Origin of the sequence: Psychrobacter sp. Pi2-1, assembly GCF_904846645.1 — a bacterium.
Taxonomy (GTDB): domain Bacteria; phylum Pseudomonadota; class Gammaproteobacteria; order Pseudomonadales; family Moraxellaceae; genus Psychrobacter.
Map to the genome: position 1 here is coordinate 1 of NZ_CAJHBO010000010.1, position 18,029 is coordinate 18,029.

The following is an 18,029-nucleotide window of genomic DNA, read 5'->3' on the forward strand; positions in this document are numbered from 1 at the left end:
TGAACCCCATCGAAAAGAAATGGGCACAGGCTAAGTTTCTACGCCAAGGCTGGATGGAAAACGACTTATCCAAATTGTTTTATGATATTTGTCCTAACCATAACAATTTTATTTTGAACTGACTATACAACCCACACTTGATTTGAAAATATCTGATTTAAATTTGGAAAACCTTGGCTTATCAACTTTTGCTAAAAAACATAAATATCGAGCAGGTAGACAGATTGAATTTTCCGCTCCTTCTCACTTAAAACGTTATCTCATACAGTATTTGAAACTTAGAGAGTGGGTTGATAACCTTCATCTTCCTGGAGACTGTCAAGAATACTTGTTTATGCGTATTGGAGAACATCGTCAATTAAAGCGTTTTGCACGTAGCTCTGTCAGTTCTATTGACGACAATACTCCACTTTTTAAAGGGGTTAAAAGGGTTACTGCTAGAGACATTAGAAACCTATGTGCGGAATACTACATAAAACATTCTAAAGGAAATTTGTCATTAGTAGCTAGGAAGTTGAATAACTCTTTAACTACAGTAGCTAAATCTTACACTTCGATCGATATTGAGTCTCAAGCAATAGAGATGAATCATTATCACGAAAAAATGATTACCGCAGTTCTTAGGTCTAATCGAACTAATGAACAAACTATATCTATCAAGACTTCAACTAACTATGATACGGAGAAAATACCAGCAGGATCTTGTTCTAACCTATCAGATAATGATCCTGTTAAGGCATTGGGCTTTAATAATGAAGCCCCCAACCCTTCCTGTGCTACATTTGAAAGTTGTTTGTTCTGTGAATTTTTTGCAATTCATATAGATTTTGAAGATATACATAAACTATTAAGTTTGAAGGAGGCTCTACTAAAGTCTTCTATGATTCGTGATGATCCTGAATATCATCTTCTCTCTATAGAACCATCACTATTTAGAATTGACGAGATTATCAATATTCTTAAAGGAAAAGATAATAGAGTAATTGAACTCGTTGATGATGCTGAACAAAAAATAAAAATGCAAATTTATAATGAGTATTGGGATGAGCATATAAATTTTCTCACTGTAGCCTCAGAATCTAACAGAAAAAGCTTAAGTTTATGACCAAGACAATGATGCGTGAACCCCTCGTTAAAGAGATACAACCAATATCTAAAGACCTAATCGAAAACCCATCATCTGGTTTGATTGTAACGCTTTCCAAGAGTGGAGATGCTTTATCATTATTCTCTGATGATATTTGGGACTATAGTGCTACTAGCAATTCACATAGAACTATTAATTTTAGAACTAAAATTCGGAACCTATCCTCATCTATTAATACCGACGGCAAAAAATTCAAATCAGCAGTTAAGTTTTTGAAGGTATTTACTCTCAATTGGAATTGTGAGATGAATGGATGTTCTATGTCAAAATTGAATAGTGATATAGTCGCTATATCCTTCCTAATTAGTTACTGTGTAAACAATAATATTGACTTTAATAATATATTTACTGACAGTAGTGCAATCGACTTCCTAGTAACTAATAGTTCGACGGAGAAACAAATAGGTTTGCATTTAGGCAAGATACAAAGATTTATTGATACAGCATCTGTTTTAAATCAAAGTAATTTTTGGTGTAACATGCAACCTTCAAAAGAATTTTCAAGCAAACTAAGAAAGACTAGAAAATCTTTCCCTGAGACTTCTCAAAGTCTTCAAACCATGATCATTCCTTCACGTATTTATCAGAACCTGCTAAAAGATACCATTGAAAGTTTGCAGGTTTTTAATAAGCACGCTGAGCAGATCTCATATGTTTTTTCTGCACGTACTAAAGTAAGAGATGAAGCATTAAGATTAGATCAGAGTGTACCTATGAGTAAGCTTACTAAATCACAAAAAAGCTTAATCAGATTTTATTGGCAAACTGCTTTGAAGACAGATACAAAGCTAACTAAGATTTTAGCAGAATTAACAGATTTAAACATCATCAAGAATGCTAATTGGTTAAGTTTAACAATCAGCTTAGGTCAAATACAGATGAAAAGCGCTTTTGTTATAGCTGCGTTTACAGGTATGCGTAAAAATGAATTACTATCTATCCCTTTCAACGGGCTAAGACATATTCATTCCGATACTGGGAATATACCTGTAGTATGGTCAACTACAACAAAATTGGAAAGTAATGGAGTACCAAGATTTACAAAATGGGTAACAGGTTCAATTGTTGAAGAAGCTTTTGAAGCAGCTAAATTTATCACTCAAGGAGCTTTGAACTGGTCTGCTAATAAGAGTCAGGTGGCAGAAGATGAGAGTAAGTTACCGTTGTTTTTTTCAATTGAAAATGGGAAATCTGGAAAGCCTCATCCGCATTTTGATTATGCAACAACTGCCTTAAATAGCAACCTCATTCAAAAAATAATGTCATCAGAGCACTTATTAATTTCAGAACAAGACTTAAAGGAAGTCAGTCAATTTTTATACGGCGATGAAATATCTAATAATATTAAATTAGGTAAGCCTTGGCCTTTAGGCTTTCATCAGTTTAGACGCTCCTTAGCCGTGTATGCTGCTTCTAGTGGTTATGTTTCATATCCTACTCTTAAATCCCAGCTAAAACATATAAGCATGATGATGACAGTCTATTACACGGACTCAAACTCTAGAGCGATAAATATTTTAGGCAACGGCCCTGAAGTCAAAGCTATGCAAAAGGAATGGCAGGAGGCCCAAGCAAGAGTAGAGTCAGATAATTTGCATGAATTGTTAGATAGCAGGGTGACACTAACTGGTGCAGCTGGTAAAAATCTACAAAAAAGAAAAGTAGAGAATAAGCTTCCTAAGTTCTTAGATAATAGAAATAGTACTAAGAAAGCAGTCAAAAATGGCAAAATTCGTTATCGATCTACTTTAGTTGGCGGATGTATGTCTATTAAACCTTGTGATAAAGGTGCTGGTGTATTGGCATCTGCTTGTATTAGCTGTGAAAATGCGGTGTTTTCACCAGAATCCAAAAGTATTTTGCTACAAACTAAAGATTTTTATAAGTCTCAACTCACTTTAGATATTCCAAAGCGTGTTCATCATGAATACGAAGTGAGTATTAAAAAAATAGACAGTCTTCTTTCAGTATTAGAAGTAAATCAAGAGAAATAACATGAAAACTAGCCAGGCAGAACAGGCTTATTGGGATGCTTTGAATCGTCTACAAGATGGTACAGCCAAAATTGTCAATACAAAGTCATCACGGTTTAAGTTTACTAGAGACGCTGTAGGTAGAGAGGCAGGTAAAGGAAAAGGGTATGTCCGTAATGAGAGATATCCAGAACTTTGCGAAGCAATAACAAAAGTGGAAGAAGAACGCAAAAATCGTGCTCAAGAAAAACCTAATACTTCTACTAAGTTAAAACATGAAAAAGAGCTCAAAATCAAAGCTAATTTGAAATACGACATGATAAAAGAAGAATATGACATTATAATGCAAGATTATCTTAACATTCTAAGACAGAATTTTGAACTTCAAAGAGAGTTAGCAGATTCTCCACATATAAGATTAGTGAAAAGATCTAATAAATAGCTTAATCTTGTTCCTGTTTAGCTCAAATACAATCTATGAATAAAGCCTCTCTAAAGCTTTATTTCTCATATTACGGCTATTAAGATGCCTTAAAAGTATTCCTATGAATGACGATCATTTGTGTAACAAACTAAAAATTTTATTTGAACATCTTTTTCCTACTCTAACCATAATTGGTGGAGTAGATGAACCCTACTATGAAGCGCCAAAAGCAGATACAAATGCGAAGATCTTTTTTAAAGAAAACTACCCAAGAAGCCTATTACATGAAATTGCTCATTACTGTTTGGCAGGGCAAAAACGACGCAAATTAGATGACTATGGTTACTGGTATACTGAATGTGGTAGAACAAGTGAAGAGCAAGAGCTATTTCAATTGGTTGAAGCAAGACCTCAAGGCTTAGAAAAGGCTATGTGTGAAGCTATAGGTATACATTTTTCACCTAGCTTTGATGATTTTTCAGGTCGACCGATATCAGAGGTGTTTCTAAAAAACTTAGAAGTTAATTATCAAGAGATGATTACGAATCCTCCTCCTACGGCTAGAATAGCTTTAGAAACATTAATGCATACAGATTTTTCTACGTTAAGGGATAATTAGTTTATTAACTACATATTGCAAATTCATACTTACTTAATTTTAAAATTTCAAAGCAGTCATGTGAAGTATATTCATCAGGCTACTATTCAGCCGATGATAACTATAGTAAATATTCTAGCCTTCCCAATTTTATTGAAAAAACAAAGAATATCTACTAAGAGAAGAACCAACAAAAAGTCCCGATCTATTCATCAAAAATAAAATATTGATATGTCTCGATTGTATATACACGGCTAATATAAGCTTCTTAGTGCTTTGAAAAGTGATAATTCCAATGACTCACTTAATGTACAATATCTCCTTTTATGAGGAATATTGTACATTTTTTTATCAAGAAGCTGATTTTACATCATTACAATTACTTCTTTATCAATCAATAACTTAGTAATGTACATTTATAGTTAAGAGTTTACTAGAAATCAGTCATTGGTGTGTAGCTGGTGACACTCGTAGACAACTATCTGACTTTGGCTACTGGTATGCTCCAGATGGACGATCAGCGGCGCAGCAGCAGGCATTTGAGCGTGTAGAAATCAAACCTCAAGCATTAGAGTGTCTATTTACCTTGGCGTGTGGACGAAACTTCCAAGTCTCACAAGATAATTTGTTTGCCGACTTCGACACCAGTAGTAGCACATTTGCTAGTGATGTCTATCAGCAAGTCCAAAGCTATATAGCCAAACCTAATACTCTGCCGCGTGACGCTAAGACTTTGCTGATTGCGTTACTTAGCGCTTGCACTTCTTCATCTGAGATCAGCGCTTAGTTTAAATTACTAAGTATTCCTACTTATTAACGATTTTCTACGGTTGGTAACGCCTTGCCACTAAACTTATATCTACTTTGAGCTATACTGATAACTGAAGTGGTATTTTGAAGATATCGATCTGCTTTAGTTCTAGAATAGTTTTTCTAATATATCTAGTAATTGAACTAAATCTAATTAATGAAAAATTTGTCTCAATTAAAAACCAATAATTATAAAATAAGGAACCAATATGGAAGTCTTCTATATTCATCCCGATAATCCGCAGCCACGTCTCATTGAGCAAGCCGCTGACCTATTGCGCAGAGATCAATTAATCATTTACCCAACTGATACCAGTTACGCTTTTGGTTGCCGTTTGGGTGCAAAGGATGCCCTAGCTAAGCTTAAGCAAATCCGTGAACTCGATGATAAGCATCAATTTACCTTGCTGTGCCGCGACCTAAGCGAAATTGCCAATTATGCAACAGTTGATAATGTGCAATTTAAACAGCTGAAAGCCCACACCCCTGCCCCAATTACTTTTATTCTTACTGCCACCAAAGACGTACCGAAAAAACTGGCGCATGCAAAGAAAAAAACCATTGGTATTCGTGTACCTAGTAACCCCATTGCTCAAGCATTATTAGAAGCGATGGATGAACCTATCTTAACCAGCTCACTGATTTTGCCTAATCGAGACGATATTTTGGATGACCCATTTGAGATTGAAGATTTGCTAGGCAATCAAATCGACGGTCTCATCAATGCAGGTATAAAGACAACCAAGCTTACTACTATCGTGGATATGACTAGCAGCGTTCCTGAAGTTATCAGGCAAGGTGCGGCCAATGTCGATTCGTTATTACTTTAAACAGCTAATTATTGCTTTAAACAGCTACTAGTATATTTAGTCAAATTTAAGACAAAAAAAAGCTCCAATTGAATTGGAGCTTTTTTATGGAATATGTCTTAGGTGTAAAACTAGTCACGATCAACCAATTCTACATAAGCCATTGGCGCATTGTCACCATCACGGTAACCGCATTTTACGATACGCAAATAACCACCTGGACGCGTCTGGTAACGAGGACCTAACGTGCCAAATAATTTGCCTACCATAGCTTTGCTACGCATACGGCTGAATGCTAAACGACGGTTAGCAACGCTGTCTTCTTTAGCCATAGTGATCAATGGCTCGGCAACGCGACGTAGTTCTTTAGCTTTTGGTAAAGTTGTTTTGATCAGTTCATGCTCAAATAATGAGTTAGTCATGTTCTGAAACATTGCCTTACGATGACTGCCGGTACGACCCAGCTTGACTCCACTCTTACGATGGCGCATAGTCAAAAATCCTTAAAGTTTAACGGCTACGATAAGAAAAGCGATCATCAACACGTAAATCAGCTGGTGGCCAGTTATCTAGGCGCATACCGAGCTCTAAATCTTTAGACGCTAATACGTCCTTGATTTCTGTCAATGATTTCTTACCAAGATTTGGGGTTTTTAGAAGTTCAGTCTCTGAACGCTGTACCAAATCACCGATATAGTAAATGTTTTCAGCTTTCAAGCAGTTGGCTGAGCGAACCGTTAGTTCAAGATCGTCCACAGGGCGTAATAGCACCGGATCAACCTCTTCTTTCTCTTTCACAGGCTCAGGCGCTTCTTCAGCTTCTAGGTCAACAAAGATAGAAATCTGTTGTTGTAAAATAGTGGCTGCTTTACGAATTGCTTCTTCTGGATCTATAGTGCCATTAGTTTCAAGCTCAATGATAAGACGATCAAGATCAGTACGCTGCTCTACACGAGCGTTCTCAACCTGATAAGCAACACGAAGCACAGGACTAAAACTTGCATCAAGCTTTAAGCGTCCAATTGCTTTAGTATCACCATCTTCACGGCGCTGGTTTGCTGGCTCATATCCACGACCCATCACTACACGCAAACGCATCTTAAGATGACCACGATCGCTCAATGTACCCAAGACCAATTCTGGATTGATGATGTCAACATTGTGCGGCAACGCGATGTCTGCAGCAGTAATAGTGCCTGGACCTTGTTTATCCAAGGTCAAAAATACTTCATTTTGGTCATGAAGCGTAATTGCTAAGCCTTTTAGGTTCAAAAGCAAATCAAGTACGTCTTCTTGCAGGCCTTCAAGCGTTGAGTATTCATGGTCAACACCATCAATCTCAGCTTCAATGACTGCAGCACCAGGTAATGAAGATAACAAGATGCGACGTAGAGCATTACCTAGGGTATGCCCAAAGCCGCGTTCTAACGGTTCGAGCGTGACTTTCGCAATCGTTTCGTTAACCGTATCCACATTAATGGCATTCGGCGTTAGAAACTCAGTTGCATTTAGCATCATGATGTCACCTCGATTTATTAAACTGGTTTAATTAACGTTAATTGCTCAATGCCATTTTCATAACATTGAGCATTACGTCATTACTTAGAGTATAGCTCAACGATCAAGCTTTCGTTGATTTCAGCAGGTAGATCAATACGATCAGGCGCATGTTTAAACGTGCCTTGTAGTTTGCTGTGGTCAACATCAAGCCATTCTGGAATACCACGTTGTGTCGCTAATTCGATAGCGTTTTTAATACGTAGCTGTTCGCGAGATTTCTCTTGGATAGCGATGACATCACCATCTTGAAGCTGAATTGAAGGAATATTCACACGAACAAACTCATCACGGCCAGCTTTTTTTACCATAACAGTACGATGACTGACTAGCTGACGTGCTTCTGCGCGAGTTGAGCCAAAGCCCATGCGATATACAACGTTATCTAGACGACTCTCAAGCATAGCTAACAAGTTTTCACCAGTAGCACCGCGCTTACGAGCAGCTTCTTTATAGTAATTAGCAAACTGACGCTCTAATACACCGTAGATACGCTTAACTTTTTGCTTTTCACGCAACTGTAGAGCATATTCTGAGGTCTTGTTACGGCTTACACCGTGTTGACCTGGTGGACGACCAGCTTTCTTCGTTTTTACGTCATACGGTTTAACGCCAGACTTAAGACTTAAGTCAGTGCCTTCACGACGTGATAATTTAAGTTTTGGTCCAATATAACGGGCCATTGTTATGTCTCCTATAAGCTTTTGGGATAAAAAGCTTCGTCTTTAATATTAGACGCGGCGCTTTTTCGGCGCACGGCAACCATTGTGTGGGATTGGGGTTACATCAGAGATGCTGTTAACTTTATAACCCAATGCACCTAGTGCTCTTACCGCAGACTCACGACCCGGTCCTGGTCCTTTGACCAAAACGTCGATATTCTTAACACCATATTCTTGAGCCGCTTTACCAGCGACTTCAGCTGCAACCTGAGCTGCAAATGGTGTAGATTTACGTGAACCACGGAAGCCTTGTCCACCTGAAGTGGCCCAAGCCAATGCATTACCTTGACGATCGGTAATCGTAACAATGGTGTTATTAAAAGACGCATGGATATGGGCGATGCCCTCCGATACTGAACGACGAGTCACCTTTTTGCGACTACGAGTGTCTTTTGCCATCTTTTAGCTTCCTAAGTTAATTATCTTTTGAGAGGACGTGTCGGACCCTTGCGAGTACGAGCGTTGTTCTTGGTGTTCTGACCTCTAACTGGTAGGTTACGACGATGGCGGATGCCACGGTAACAACCAAGATCAACTAAACGCTTAATATTCATTGAAACTTCACGACGAAGGTCACCTTCAGTCATGTAGTTTGCAACTTGTGCACGGATAGCATCTAACTGTGTATCATCTAACTGACTGACTTTAGTAGTAGGGGCGATGCCAACTGCTTCTAAGATTTTCTGAGCAGTGGTACGACCTACACCAAAGATGTAAGTTAGTGAAATAACAGCATGCTTATTATCCGGAATGTTTACGCCGGCAATACGAGCCATTGATTTCTCTCCATTAAAGAAAAATAAGCGTTATCTAGCGATAAGGCTTTACTCTTCAGATTTGTTGCTGTTAATACTAGAGCTTCTATAGTCATTATCGATGTTTTGACTATAAGTCTACTCATCGATTCTATTATAAAAGATTTTGTATAAACACGGCAAGTGGCGGATGATATCGCATCCGCCGTTATTTTTCAAGTATTAATTTAATTAGCAGTGAAAACTAAACGTTTTCTAATACTAAAGATTAACCTTGACGTTGCTTGTGGCGAGGTTCTGCTGTACAAATAATATGTACACGGCCTTTACGGCGCACAACTTTACAGCTACCACAAATCTTTTTAACTGATGCTTGAACTTTCATAGCATGCTCCTTGAAATATCGTACCGCTCATTTAAGGTTGAGTGGGCGATTGAATTAACGTCTGATCATGATATTGATGGGTCATCAAATGCGCTTGAATCTGCGAGATGAAGTCCATTACCACAACCACCATAATCAGTAAAGACGTACCACCGAGTTGAAACGGCACACCAAACGATGACTGGACGACCATTGGCATTAAACAAATAACCGTCATATACATCGCGCCAATAAAGGTCAGTCGGTTTAATACATGATCGAGGTAACGCTGAGTTTGTTGTCCTGGGCGAATACCTGGGATATACGCACCACTACGTTTAAGGTTCTCTGCTACTTCACGCGGACTAAATACCAATGCCGTATAAAAATAACAGAAGAAGATAATCATTGCGCCAAACAGTACTAAATATAGCGGCTGTCCTGGAGACAGTACCAATGCCATATTTTGAAGTATTTTCTGTACAAAGGTAGGATCAGTCGATTGACCAACCCACTGCCCTAAACTTGCAGGAAACAATAACAAAGAACTGGCAAAAATAGCGGGGATAACCCCTGCCATATTTAGCTTAAGCGGCAAATGTGATTGCTGCTGAGCATAAATTTTGCGGCCTTGTTGCTGTTTTTGTGCATAGTTCACAGGAACACGGCGTTGAGCACGTTCAATATAAACGATACCCGCAGTAACCGCGATACCTAGCAGTACAAAAATAAATAGCACAATCAAGTTCATCTGACCTTGATTGACCTGTTCAATAGACTGCGAAATCATACCTGGCGTACCAGCCACAATACTCGCAAAAATGAGCATTGAAATACCATTACCTACGCCGCGCTCTGTAATCTGCTCACCAAGCCACATTAAGAACATTGCGCCTGCTACTAAAGAAGTAACAGCTGGAATATAAAAGGTAAGACCAGTAGATAAAGTAAGGTTTTGGCTGATTAAGCCGGCACACATTCCTAATGACTGTACTAGTGCTAAAGCAAGTGTTCCCTGACGGGTATACTTGTTTAGCTTGCGTCGTCCCGCTTCACCTTCTTTTTTGAGGGCTTCAAGCGATGGCAATACTGCAGACATCATCTGTACGATAATCGATGCTGAGATATATGGCATAATGCCAAGTGCCATGATAGACATACGCTCTAGCGCACCACCTGAGAACATATTAAACATGCTCAAAATGGTGTTTTCGTTGCGCGAAAACAGATCAGCCAAGTTAACTGGGTTGATACCCGGAACTGGAATATGTGACCCTAAACGATAAACAATCAATGCGCCGATTAAAAATAATAAACGCGTCCATAACTCATCATACTTACGTATAAATGCGAATGGATTAAGCGGTATACCAGCCGATGACATTGATTGTTTTGACACGTTACTACTCCTCGATGCTACCACCAGCAGCTTCGATAGCTTGCTTAGCACCTTTAGTCACTTTAATACCTTTGAAAGTATAAGCTTTAGTGACTTCGCCTGATAGCATTACACGAGCACGTTTCATATCGTGACGGATAAGGTTAGCAGCTTTAAGTGTTTCAAGGCTAACTACATCGCCTTCAATTTTATTCAGTTCAGAAAGACGTACTTCAGCAGTCTTCATAGCCAGTTTACTGGTAAAACCAAATTTTGGTAGACGGCGATATAAAGGCATCTGACCACCTTCAAATCCTGAGCGAATGCTAGAACCTGAACGAGATTTCTGACCTTTTACACCACGACCACCAGTCTTACCAAGACCTGAACCGATACCACGACCACGACGTTGGGCAGTTTTCTTTGCGCCAACACCTGGTGATAATTCATTTAATCTAAGACCCATTACGCTTCCTCCACTTTTACCATGTAGTTAACGCGATTGACCATACCACGAGTCGAAGGAGTATCTTCTACTACTACAGTATGATTAATACGGCGTAAACCCAATCCTTTCAAGCTCGCTTTGTGGCTCTTTAGGCGATGGGCACCCGATTTAAATTGAGTGACTTTCATTTTTTTCATCGTAACTCACCTAGTCTAAGTTAACCCAAGATTTCGTCTACAGATTTACCACGTTTAGCTGCCATCTTCTCTGGAGTTGACATATCACGTAAACCGTTAAACGTTGCGCGAACAACGTTAGCAGTATTGGTAGAACCATAACATTTAGTCAAAACATCTTTGACACCAGCAACTTCTAATACAGCACGCATTGCGCCACCAGCGATTACGCCAGTACCTTCAGATGCAGGTTGCATGTAGACTTTACTAGCACCATGACGTGCTTTGATTGGATGATGCAAAGTTGCATCATTTAGCTCAACAGTAATCATATTACGTTTGGCAGCTTCTAGTGCTTTTTGGATAGCAGCTGGCACTTCACGTGCTTTACCGCGACCAAAACCTACACGACCATTGCCATCGCCCACTACAGTCAATGCAGTGAAAGAGAAAATACGACCACCTTTAACAACTTTCGCTACGCGATCAACGGTAACTAAGCGTTCTACTAGACCGTCAGTCTGTTCATTTTTATCATTTTTATCATTTCTAGCCATGATTAAAACTCCAATCCGTTTTCGCGAGCAGCTTCTGCTAAAGCTTTAACTCGACCATGATATTTGAAACCACTACGGTCAAAGGCAACTTTAGTAATGCCAGCTGCTTTTGCGCGTTCTGCGATCATTTGGCCTACAGACGTTGCTGAATCAGCATTACCAGTCGCGCCTGAACGCAAGCTGCTGTCTAAGGTAGATGCCTGAGCAATCACTTCACCACCATTTGGAGAGATAATCTGGGCATAAATATGTTTTGACGTGCGGTTAACCGTTAAGCGATGAACGCCTAAGAAACGGATATGCGCGCGTGTTTTCTTAGCTCGACGCAGACGAGCTGCTTTTTTATCAAACATTTCAACTCACCTTATTTTTTCTTAGCTTCTTTGCGAATCACATGCTCGTCACTATAACGAATACCTTTACCTTTATAAGGCTCAGGTGGGCGGAAACCACGGATGTTGGCGGCTGCTTGACCAAGCTGCTGTTTATTGTTTGATTTCAAAACAATTTCAGTTTGCGTTGGTGTTTCAGCTGATACACCTTCAGGTAACGTATACTCTACTGGATGAGAATAACCAACGTTCAAGGTTACCTTGTTACCAGTAACTTGCGCGCGATAACCAACACCAATCAACTGAAGACGTCTTTCAAAGCCTTCATTTACGCCAGTAACATAGTTGTTAACAAGAGCGCGCATGGTGCCAGTGTGCATCATAGCTTCTTTTGAATCGACTGTAGGTGAGAAAATGATAGCATCATCTTCCTGTTTCAGCTCGACCAATTCATGCAGGCGTAAAGACATAGAACCGTTCTTGCCTTTAACTTCGACCTGCCGATCGTTCAAAGTAACGCTTACGCCGTTTGGCAGCGTCACTGGGGCTTTAGCCACACGAGACATAGGAATATTCCTTAAAAAATTTAACTTCTTTATATTAGCGAAAAAACTAACAGGCTAAAAAGCGTGTTAGTTTAGCATAGTTGACTGTGTTAGACATCTATCAATTCAAAATAATTTAATATTACTCAATCAATAGAAGCCTAACAACCATCAAATAGACTTCATCGTCGTATAGCTTACGCTACAAATGCGACGATTTCACCACCGATACCAGCAGCGCGTGCAGCACGATCGCTCATGATACCTTGGCTAGTAGATACGATAGCAACACCCATACCTTGCTTAACAGTAGGGATTTCGTCTTTACCGCGGAACTGGCGTAAACCAGGACGGCTATAACGTTGAATAGTTTCGATGACAGCACGGCCTTCGAAGTATTTCAATTCAATAGTAAGGGTTGCTTTGTTGTTTTCTTGCTCAGTAACAACGGCGCTTGCCACATAACCTTCGCTAACTAGCAAATCAGCAATTGATTTACGTAATTTAGAGCTCGGCATTGCTACCGATACTTTGTTAGCCATTTGTGCGTTACGGATACGGGTTAGCATATCCCCAACGGTATCTTGCATACTCATATAGTTACTCCTTACCAGCTTGCTTTACGAACACCAGGCACATCGCCTTGCATGACACGCTCACGCAGCATATTGCGTGACAAGCCAAACTTGCGGAAGTAACCGTGAGGACGACCGGTGATAGCACAACGATTACGCAGACGTACTGGTGATGAGTTGCGTGGAAGAGCTTGTAGCTCTAACATCGCTTCCATACGAGTTTCGTCACTTGCAGTCATATCACTGATAGTTTCTTTTAGCTTGATACGCTTTTCAGCATATTTAGCAACCATTTTTTCGCGCTTTAATTCGCGGTTAATCATGCTCTTCTTTGCCATAACGTCTTTACCTTATTTAAATGGGAAGCCGAATGCTTTAAGCAACGCACGACCTTCTTCATCAGATTGAGCTGACGTGGTGATTGTCACATCCATACCACGGATACGATCAATCTTGTCAAAATCTACTTCTGGGAATACGATTTGTTCTTTGATACCCAATGAGTAGTTACCACGTCCGTCAAAGGCTTTAGGTGAAAAACCGCGGAAATCACGAATACGAGGAATTGCAATGGCAACGAGACGATCTAAAAATTCGTACATTTGCTCACCGCGTAGCGTTACTTTACAGCCAATTGGCCATTCTTCACGAATCTTAAAGCCAGCAACTGATTTACGCGCTTTGGTGACAACAGGTTTTTGACCAGCAATCGCAGTCATATCAGCTACAGCACCTTCCAACAATTTCTTGTCTTGAGACGCGCCGCCTACACCCATGTTAAGTGTGATTTTAGTGATTTTAGGCACTTGCATCACATTGTCCAAACCAAGATCTTCTTTGATTTGCTGCTTTAATTTATCGTTATATAAAGATTTTAATCTTGCCATTACCATTACACCCTTAGTGTCTTACGCAGTCGCCACTACTTCACCGTTTGAACGATAGACGCGTTGTTTCTTGCCGTCTTCGCCAAACTGATAAGTAATACGGTCTGCTTTTTGGGTTTGCGCATTTAAGATTGCGACATTTGAGATATGCAGAAAAGCTTCTTGCTTAAGAATGCCACCTTCAACGCCAGTTGCCTGATTTGGCTTCTGATGTTTAGTAACAATATTAATGCCTTCAACTTTAATACGATCGTTTTTTACAGCTTGTACAGTACCTTGTTTGCCTTTGTCTTTCCCAGCAATCACGATAACTGTATCGCCTTTACGTAATTTTGACATGGATTACCTCACAATACTTCTGGTGCTAGTGATACAATTTTCATAAACTGATCACCACGTAGTTCACGAGTTACCGGTCCAAAAATACGAGTTGCAATCGGCGCTTTGTTTTGGTTCAACAATACCGCAGCATTATCGTCAAAACGTAACACAGAACCATCTGGACGACGAACGCCTTTTTTGGTACGTACAACTACTGCATTCATCACGTCGCCTTTTTTAACACGACCACGAGGAATGGCTTCTTTAACCGTTACTTTAATAATGTCGCCAACTGATGCATAACGACGATGAGAACCACCCAGTACTTTAATGCACTGAACTCGCCTTGCACCGCTATTGTCTGCAACTTCCAGCATTGACTCAACCTGAATCATAGCGTTACTCCACACGTATGAGCAATAAAAACCAGTTGCTGCCGCTAGCACAGAATGAGTAGGACGGCATTTTAATATAAATAACCGCGACTTACTCTTAATGTGAGTGATATACGCTCGGCGCAATCAGCATCCTTAAAAAGGCGGCTATTTTAACAGCTTCTGGCTTTTAATGCAATTTACTTAGATTTTTTCTACTTTTTCAACCACATCAACTAAAGTCCAAGACTTAGTTTTTGAGATTGGACGCGTTTCTTTGATGCGGACAAGGTCGCCTTGTTGGCAAACGTTATTCTCATCATGAGCTTTGATTTTCGTAGAACGACGAAGCTGCTTGCCATACAAAGGATGACGAACCAGACGCTCAATCAAAACTGTGATGGACTTGTCCATCTTGTCGCTGACAACTCGTCCTGTCAATACGCTAGCATTGGTAGCTGTTTGATTGTTATCGCTCATGAGTCGCCTCGTTGTTTCTCGTTAATCAAAGTCTGAAGCTGGGCAATCGTGCGACGATTGGCTCTAACTTCATGGGTATTACCCAACTGACCAGTTGCTTTAGCCATACGAATACGGAAAGCATCAAGTTGCTTTTCATCAAGTAACTGGGTCAGTTCTTCTAATGATTTATCACGTAATTCACTGATCTTCATTACATTATCGTCCGCTTAACAATGGTAGTTTTAAAGGGCAATTTTGCTGCAGCGAGCGTTAATGCATCACGAGCAAGCTCTTCAGATACCCCTTCAATTTCATATAGCACTTTACCAGGTTTGATTTCGCATACCCAATATTCTACTGGACCTTTACCTTTACCCATACGTACTTCTAATGGTTTGTTGGTAATTGGTTTGTCAGGGAATACACGAATCCAAATCTTACCGCCACGCTTAATTTTACGAGTGATGGTACGACGTGCTGCTTCGATTTGACGAGCTGTCATACGACCACGCGTCAATGATTTTAGACCAATTTGTCCGAATGCAACGGTGCTTCCACGATGAGCTAGCCCAGTGTTACGACCTTTGTGCATTTTACGAAACTTGGTACGTTTTGGCTGTAACATAGTTTAACCTCTGTCTGAGTTTCGACGATTTCCACGACCACGGCGTTTTGGCGCACGAGTCTGCTCTTCTTTGACGGGATTATATACACTGTTCATACCGTCAAGGATTTCGCCACGGAAAATCCAAACTTTAACACCGATGGTGCCGTAAGTTGTCTCTGCACGAATTGACGAGTAGTCAATATCAGCACGGAGTGTATGCAATGGCACACGACCTTCACGGTACCATTCACTACGAGCAATCTCAGCACCGCCTAGACGGCCAGACAGCTCAACCTTGATACCTTTAGCACCAGAGCGCATGCTGTTCTGTACCGCGCGTTTCATCGCACGACGGAACATAACACGACGCTCAAGCTGGCTACCGATGCCGTCTGCTACCAAACGTGCATCAAGGTCAGGTGACGTGATTTCTTCAATGTTGACCTGAGCAGGTACGCCCATAATTTTGGTCAATTCTTTTTGAAGTCTTTCGATATCTTCGCCTTTCTTACCGATAACAATACCAGGACGCGCAGTGGCGATGGTAATCTTAGCAGCGCCAGTAGGACGCTCGATCATGATGTTGCTGATCATAGCGTTGTCTAGCTTTTTGCGTAGATATTCACGAACTTGAATGTCGTTGATTAGGTATTCTGAGTATTGTTTAGGGTTAGCATACCAGTTTGCGTTATGCTTTTTTACAACACCAAGACGAATTCCGATTGGATGTACTTTTTGACCCATAACTTATTCTCCTACCTTTATAGTGATGTGACAAGTACGCTTGCTGATACGATCAGCACGGCCTTTGGCACGTGGTAGGATACGTTTTAGCGTAATGCCTTCATCAACATAGATAGTAGCGACTTTTAGGTCGTCAATATCTAAGCCGTGATTATGTTCGGCATTGGCGATGGCTGAGTTAAGGCATTTCTTAACAAACACAGCGCCTTTTTTATTGCTATACGTTAGGATATCCAAAGCACGCTCAATAGATTTGCCACGAACTTCATCAGCAACGAGTCTAACTTTTTGTGCCGATATGGCGGCACCGCGTAATTTTGCAGTTACTTCCATGGTAAGCACCTTATCTCTTAGCTTTTTTGTCAATGCCGTGACCACGATACGTACGAGTCGGGGCAAATTCACCTAGTTTATGACCAACCATCTGCTCGCTCACGATAACCGGTACATGAGTACGGCCGTTGTGAACAGATAAAGTTAGGCCAACCATTTGTGGCAGAATCATCGAGCGGCGCGACCAAGTCTTAATTGGCTTGCGTGAGTTGGTGTCTAATGCATTCTCAACTTTAGCAAACAAGTGCGCGTCTATGAATGGACCTTTTTTCAATGAACGAGGCATGAAATTCTTCCTTTATTTCTTCTTGGCGCGACGGCGGATGATCATGTTGTCAGTACGCTTATTGTGACGCGTTTTAAGTCCTTTAGACTTCTGACCCCAAGGGCTGGTTGGATGGCGACCTTTGTTACGACCTTCACCACCACCGTGTGGGTGATCAACCGGGTTCATAGCGACACCACGAACAGAAGGACGAACACCACGCCAACGTGAAGCACCGGCTTTACCAAGTGATTTCAAGTTGTTTTCAGTGTTAGAAACTTCACCAATAACAGCGCGGCAATTTACGTGTACACGGCGAGTTTCGCCAGAACGCATACGTAGAATAGCATAAACACCGTCACGACCTAGTAACTGAACGCTAGCACCCGCAGAACGAGCCATCTGTGCACCTTTACCGATTTTAAGCTCGATATTGTGAATCACAGTACCCAATGGGATGTTTTTTAGCGGTAAGCAGTTACCTGGACGAATTGGAGAAGTCTCGCCTGACATTACTGTATCACCAACTACTTGTTTTTTAGCAGCGATAATGTAACGACGTTCGCCATCAGCATACTTAAGTAGAGCAATATGAGCAGTACGGTTAGGATCGTATTCGATACGCTCTACCGTTGCTGGGATATTGTCTTTAGTACGTTTGAAATCGATAATGCGATAATGTTGCTTATGACCACCGCCAATGTGACGAGTAGTAATGCGGCCATTATTGTTACGACCACCTGACTTGCTTTTTGATTCTAGAAGTGCTGCAAACGGACGACCTTTGTACAGGTGTGGATGCACTACTTTTTCAACAAAACGACGGCCTGGTGATGTTGGCTTTGCTCTTACGATAGGCATGAGTG

Annotated in this window: 29 protein-coding genes and 1 pseudogene; 6 read left to right on the plus strand and 24 right to left on the minus strand. The window is 40.6% G+C overall.

The features are described from left to right. Nucleotides 1–163 precede the first annotated feature (163 nt). The 6 genes and pseudogenes from JMX91_RS07205 (at nucleotide 164) to JMX91_RS07230 (ending at nucleotide 5,782) form a co-directional block, all read left to right on the plus strand. On the plus strand, nucleotides 164–1,105 hold the full coding sequence (locus JMX91_RS07205; RefSeq protein ID WP_201548320.1) for a hypothetical protein: 942 nt from the start codon (nucleotides 164–166) through the stop codon (nucleotides 1,103–1,105). Then, on the plus strand, nucleotides 1,102–3,141 hold the full coding sequence (locus tag JMX91_RS07210; RefSeq protein ID WP_057758731.1) for a hypothetical protein: 2,040 nt from the start codon (nucleotides 1,102–1,104) through the stop codon (nucleotides 3,139–3,141). Before JMX91_RS07205 ends, JMX91_RS07210 begins: the two co-directional genes overlap by 4 nt. A gap of 1 nt (nucleotide 3,142) precedes the next feature. Then, a complete protein-coding gene (locus JMX91_RS07215) occupies nucleotides 3,143–3,562 on the plus strand; it encodes a hypothetical protein (protein ID WP_201548322.1) in 420 nt (139 codons plus the stop codon). A gap of 103 nt (nucleotides 3,563–3,665) precedes the next feature. Further along, nucleotides 3,666–4,163, plus strand: a complete 498-nt coding sequence (locus JMX91_RS07220) for an elongation factor P hydroxylase (RefSeq protein ID WP_057758727.1) — start codon at nucleotides 3,666–3,668, stop codon at nucleotides 4,161–4,163. A gap of 394 nt (nucleotides 4,164–4,557) precedes the next feature. After that, nucleotides 4,558–4,929: pseudogene (locus JMX91_RS07225) on the plus strand (elongation factor P hydroxylase); the annotation flags it as partial. A 232-nt stretch (nucleotides 4,930–5,161) separates the two neighbouring features. Then, nucleotides 5,162–5,782, plus strand: a complete 621-nt coding sequence (locus JMX91_RS07230; protein WP_102077934.1) for an L-threonylcarbamoyladenylate synthase — start codon at nucleotides 5,162–5,164, stop codon at nucleotides 5,780–5,782. 110 nt (nucleotides 5,783–5,892) lie between these two features. On the opposite strand, the gene rplQ is transcribed toward JMX91_RS07230, so the two are convergent. From rplQ to rplB, 24 genes are all read right to left on the minus strand, one after another. Continuing rightward, the gene (gene rplQ, locus JMX91_RS07235; RefSeq protein ID WP_021813387.1) at nucleotides 5,893–6,252 is read right to left on the minus strand and encodes a 50S ribosomal protein L17; all 360 of its coding nucleotides are present in this window, start codon (nucleotides 6,250–6,252) and stop codon (nucleotides 5,893–5,895) included. A gap of 19 nt (nucleotides 6,253–6,271) precedes the next feature. Further along, nucleotides 6,272–7,279, minus strand: coding sequence for a DNA-directed RNA polymerase subunit alpha (locus tag JMX91_RS07240; protein ID WP_021813386.1), 1,008 nt, complete (start codon nucleotides 7,277–7,279; stop codon nucleotides 6,272–6,274). An 80-nt stretch (nucleotides 7,280–7,359) separates the two neighbouring features. After that, nucleotides 7,360–8,001 carry a 30S ribosomal protein S4 gene (rpsD, locus tag JMX91_RS07245; protein WP_201548323.1) on the minus strand — a complete coding sequence of 214 codons (642 nt, stop codon included), beginning with the start codon at nucleotides 7,999–8,001 and terminating at the stop codon, nucleotides 7,360–7,362. A 48-nt stretch (nucleotides 8,002–8,049) separates the two neighbouring features. After that, a complete protein-coding gene (gene rpsK, locus JMX91_RS07250; protein ID WP_045454458.1) occupies nucleotides 8,050–8,439 on the minus strand; it encodes a 30S ribosomal protein S11 in 390 nt (129 codons plus the stop codon). Between the two features lie 20 nt (nucleotides 8,440–8,459). Further along, on the minus strand, nucleotides 8,460–8,816 hold the full coding sequence (gene rpsM, locus JMX91_RS07255) for a 30S ribosomal protein S13 (RefSeq protein ID WP_021813384.1): 357 nt from the start codon (nucleotides 8,814–8,816) through the stop codon (nucleotides 8,460–8,462). A 247-nt stretch (nucleotides 8,817–9,063) separates the two neighbouring features. Beyond that, on the minus strand, nucleotides 9,064–9,180 hold the full coding sequence (rpmJ, locus tag JMX91_RS07260; RefSeq protein ID WP_010196721.1) for a 50S ribosomal protein L36: 117 nt from the start codon (nucleotides 9,178–9,180) through the stop codon (nucleotides 9,064–9,066). Between the two features lie 31 nt (nucleotides 9,181–9,211). Continuing rightward, on the minus strand, nucleotides 9,212–10,543 hold the full coding sequence (secY, locus tag JMX91_RS07265) for a preprotein translocase subunit SecY (protein ID WP_166739245.1): 1,332 nt from the start codon (nucleotides 10,541–10,543) through the stop codon (nucleotides 9,212–9,214). 19 nt (nucleotides 10,544–10,562) lie between these two features. After that, the gene (gene rplO, locus JMX91_RS07270; protein WP_057758719.1) at nucleotides 10,563–11,003 is read right to left on the minus strand and encodes a 50S ribosomal protein L15; all 441 of its coding nucleotides are present in this window, start codon (nucleotides 11,001–11,003) and stop codon (nucleotides 10,563–10,565) included. Further along, nucleotides 11,003–11,182 carry a 50S ribosomal protein L30 gene (rpmD, locus tag JMX91_RS07275; protein WP_057758718.1) on the minus strand — a complete coding sequence of 60 codons (180 nt, stop codon included), beginning with the start codon at nucleotides 11,180–11,182 and terminating at the stop codon, nucleotides 11,003–11,005. The genes rplO and rpmD overlap by 1 nt, the downstream gene beginning before the upstream one ends. A 20-nt stretch (nucleotides 11,183–11,202) precedes the next feature. Continuing rightward, nucleotides 11,203–11,718, minus strand: a complete 516-nt coding sequence (rpsE, locus tag JMX91_RS07280; protein WP_057758716.1) for a 30S ribosomal protein S5 — start codon at nucleotides 11,716–11,718, stop codon at nucleotides 11,203–11,205. A 2-nt stretch (nucleotides 11,719–11,720) separates the two neighbouring features. Then, nucleotides 11,721–12,071 carry a 50S ribosomal protein L18 gene (rplR, locus tag JMX91_RS07285; protein ID WP_057758713.1) on the minus strand — a complete coding sequence of 117 codons (351 nt, stop codon included), beginning with the start codon at nucleotides 12,069–12,071 and terminating at the stop codon, nucleotides 11,721–11,723. 11 nt (nucleotides 12,072–12,082) lie between these two features. Then, nucleotides 12,083–12,616, minus strand: a complete 534-nt coding sequence (gene rplF, locus JMX91_RS07290) for a 50S ribosomal protein L6 (protein ID WP_057758710.1) — start codon at nucleotides 12,614–12,616, stop codon at nucleotides 12,083–12,085. 176 nt (nucleotides 12,617–12,792) lie between these two features. Beyond that, nucleotides 12,793–13,191 carry a 30S ribosomal protein S8 gene (rpsH, locus tag JMX91_RS07295; RefSeq protein ID WP_057758708.1) on the minus strand — a complete coding sequence of 133 codons (399 nt, stop codon included), beginning with the start codon at nucleotides 13,189–13,191 and terminating at the stop codon, nucleotides 12,793–12,795. Nucleotides 13,192–13,202: 11 nt separating this feature from the next. Then, a complete protein-coding gene (gene rpsN, locus JMX91_RS07300; RefSeq protein WP_010196705.1) occupies nucleotides 13,203–13,508 on the minus strand; it encodes a 30S ribosomal protein S14 in 306 nt (101 codons plus the stop codon). 12 nt (nucleotides 13,509–13,520) lie between these two features. Further along, nucleotides 13,521–14,057 carry a 50S ribosomal protein L5 gene (gene rplE / locus JMX91_RS07305; protein WP_057758706.1) on the minus strand — a complete coding sequence of 179 codons (537 nt, stop codon included), beginning with the start codon at nucleotides 14,055–14,057 and terminating at the stop codon, nucleotides 13,521–13,523. Nucleotides 14,058–14,078: 21 nt separating this feature from the next. Next, nucleotides 14,079–14,396, minus strand: coding sequence for a 50S ribosomal protein L24 (rplX, locus tag JMX91_RS07310; protein ID WP_011279796.1), 318 nt, complete (start codon nucleotides 14,394–14,396; stop codon nucleotides 14,079–14,081). Nucleotides 14,397–14,404: 8 nt separating this feature from the next. Beyond that, nucleotides 14,405–14,773: a 50S ribosomal protein L14 gene (rplN, locus tag JMX91_RS07315; protein ID WP_010196702.1), complete on the minus strand. Its 369-nt coding sequence runs from the start codon at nucleotides 14,771–14,773 to the stop codon at nucleotides 14,405–14,407. A gap of 183 nt (nucleotides 14,774–14,956) precedes the next feature. Continuing rightward, complete coding sequence (gene rpsQ / locus JMX91_RS07320; protein WP_021813375.1) at nucleotides 14,957–15,232, minus strand: 30S ribosomal protein S17; 276 nt, start codon at nucleotides 15,230–15,232, stop codon at nucleotides 14,957–14,959. Next, nucleotides 15,229–15,426, minus strand: coding sequence for a 50S ribosomal protein L29 (gene rpmC, locus JMX91_RS07325; protein ID WP_025644397.1), 198 nt, complete (start codon nucleotides 15,424–15,426; stop codon nucleotides 15,229–15,231). Before rpmC ends, rpsQ begins: the two co-directional genes overlap by 4 nt. Then, nucleotides 15,426–15,839, minus strand: a complete 414-nt coding sequence (gene rplP / locus JMX91_RS07330; RefSeq protein ID WP_025644399.1) for a 50S ribosomal protein L16 — start codon at nucleotides 15,837–15,839, stop codon at nucleotides 15,426–15,428. Before rplP ends, rpmC begins: the two co-directional genes overlap by 1 nt. Nucleotides 15,840–15,842: 3 nt before the next feature. After that, nucleotides 15,843–16,565, minus strand: coding sequence for a 30S ribosomal protein S3 (gene rpsC, locus JMX91_RS07335; protein WP_057758704.1), 723 nt, complete (start codon nucleotides 16,563–16,565; stop codon nucleotides 15,843–15,845). 3 nt (nucleotides 16,566–16,568) lie between these two features. Next, the gene (rplV, locus tag JMX91_RS07340; protein WP_021813373.1) at nucleotides 16,569–16,898 is read right to left on the minus strand and encodes a 50S ribosomal protein L22; all 330 of its coding nucleotides are present in this window, start codon (nucleotides 16,896–16,898) and stop codon (nucleotides 16,569–16,571) included. 10 nt (nucleotides 16,899–16,908) lie between these two features. Next, nucleotides 16,909–17,184 carry a 30S ribosomal protein S19 gene (rpsS, locus tag JMX91_RS07345; RefSeq protein ID WP_010196682.1) on the minus strand — a complete coding sequence of 92 codons (276 nt, stop codon included), beginning with the start codon at nucleotides 17,182–17,184 and terminating at the stop codon, nucleotides 16,909–16,911. Between the two features lie 12 nt (nucleotides 17,185–17,196). Beyond that, nucleotides 17,197–18,024, minus strand: coding sequence for a 50S ribosomal protein L2 (gene rplB, locus JMX91_RS07350; protein WP_057758702.1), 828 nt, complete (start codon nucleotides 18,022–18,024; stop codon nucleotides 17,197–17,199). Nucleotides 18,025–18,029: the final 5 nt, after the last annotated feature.

Bases quoted from the DNA above. Each gene is read 5' to 3' on its own strand.
- JMX91_RS07210 (WP_057758731.1), top strand. From the start codon at position 1,102: ATGACCAAGACAATGATGCGTGAACCCCTCGTTAAAGAGATACAACCA.
- JMX91_RS07215 (WP_201548322.1), top strand. From the start codon at position 3,143: ATGAAAACTAGCCAGGCAGAACAGGCTTATTGGGATGCTTTGAATCGT.
- JMX91_RS07220 (WP_057758727.1), top strand. From the start codon at position 3,666: ATGAATGACGATCATTTGTGTAACAAACTAAAAATTTTATTTGAACAT.
- JMX91_RS07230 (WP_102077934.1), top strand. From the start codon at position 5,162: ATGGAAGTCTTCTATATTCATCCCGATAATCCGCAGCCACGTCTCATT.
- rplQ (WP_021813387.1), bottom strand. From the start codon at position 6,252: ATGCGCCATCGTAAGAGTGGAGTCAAGCTGGGTCGTACCGGCAGTCAT.
- JMX91_RS07240 (WP_021813386.1), bottom strand. From the start codon at position 7,279: ATGATGCTAAATGCAACTGAGTTTCTAACGCCGAATGCCATTAATGTG.
- rpsD (WP_201548323.1), bottom strand. From the start codon at position 8,001: ATGGCCCGTTATATTGGACCAAAACTTAAATTATCACGTCGTGAAGGC.
- rpsK (WP_045454458.1), bottom strand. From the start codon at position 8,439: ATGGCAAAAGACACTCGTAGTCGCAAAAAGGTGACTCGTCGTTCAGTA.
- rpsM (WP_021813384.1), bottom strand. From the start codon at position 8,816: ATGGCTCGTATTGCCGGCGTAAACATTCCGGATAATAAGCATGCTGTT.
- rpmJ (WP_010196721.1), bottom strand. From the start codon at position 9,180: ATGAAAGTTCAAGCATCAGTTAAAAAGATTTGTGGTAGCTGTAAAGTT.
- secY (WP_166739245.1), bottom strand. From the start codon at position 10,543: ATGTCATCGGCTGGTATACCGCTTAATCCATTCGCATTTATACGTAAG.
- rplO (WP_057758719.1), bottom strand. From the start codon at position 11,003: ATGGGTCTTAGATTAAATGAATTATCACCAGGTGTTGGCGCAAAGAAA.
- rpmD (WP_057758718.1), bottom strand. From the start codon at position 11,182: ATGAAAAAAATGAAAGTCACTCAATTTAAATCGGGTGCCCATCGCCTA.
- rpsE (WP_057758716.1), bottom strand. From the start codon at position 11,718: ATGGCTAGAAATGATAAAAATGATAAAAATGAACAGACTGACGGTCTA.
- rplR (WP_057758713.1), bottom strand. From the start codon at position 12,071: ATGTTTGATAAAAAAGCAGCTCGTCTGCGTCGAGCTAAGAAAACACGC.
- rplF (WP_057758710.1), bottom strand. From the start codon at position 12,616: ATGTCTCGTGTGGCTAAAGCCCCAGTGACGCTGCCAAACGGCGTAAGC.
- rpsH (WP_057758708.1), bottom strand. From the start codon at position 13,191: ATGAGTATGCAAGATACCGTTGGGGATATGCTAACCCGTATCCGTAAC.
- rpsN (WP_010196705.1), bottom strand. From the start codon at position 13,508: ATGGCAAAGAAGAGCATGATTAACCGCGAATTAAAGCGCGAAAAAATG.
- rplE (WP_057758706.1), bottom strand. From the start codon at position 14,057: ATGGCAAGATTAAAATCTTTATATAACGATAAATTAAAGCAGCAAATC.
- rplX (WP_011279796.1), bottom strand. From the start codon at position 14,396: ATGTCAAAATTACGTAAAGGCGATACAGTTATCGTGATTGCTGGGAAA.
- rplN (WP_010196702.1), bottom strand. From the start codon at position 14,773: ATGATTCAGGTTGAGTCAATGCTGGAAGTTGCAGACAATAGCGGTGCA.
- rpsQ (WP_021813375.1), bottom strand. From the start codon at position 15,232: ATGAGCGATAACAATCAAACAGCTACCAATGCTAGCGTATTGACAGGA.
- rpmC (WP_025644397.1), bottom strand. From the start codon at position 15,426: ATGAAGATCAGTGAATTACGTGATAAATCATTAGAAGAACTGACCCAG.
- rplP (WP_025644399.1), bottom strand. From the start codon at position 15,839: ATGTTACAGCCAAAACGTACCAAGTTTCGTAAAATGCACAAAGGTCGT.
- rpsC (WP_057758704.1), bottom strand. From the start codon at position 16,565: ATGGGTCAAAAAGTACATCCAATCGGAATTCGTCTTGGTGTTGTAAAA.
- rplV (WP_021813373.1), bottom strand. From the start codon at position 16,898: ATGGAAGTAACTGCAAAATTACGCGGTGCCGCCATATCGGCACAAAAA.
- rpsS (WP_010196682.1), bottom strand. From the start codon at position 17,184: ATGCCTCGTTCATTGAAAAAAGGTCCATTCATAGACGCGCACTTGTTT.
- rplB (WP_057758702.1), bottom strand. From the start codon at position 18,024: ATGCCTATCGTAAGAGCAAAGCCAACATCACCAGGCCGTCGTTTTGTT.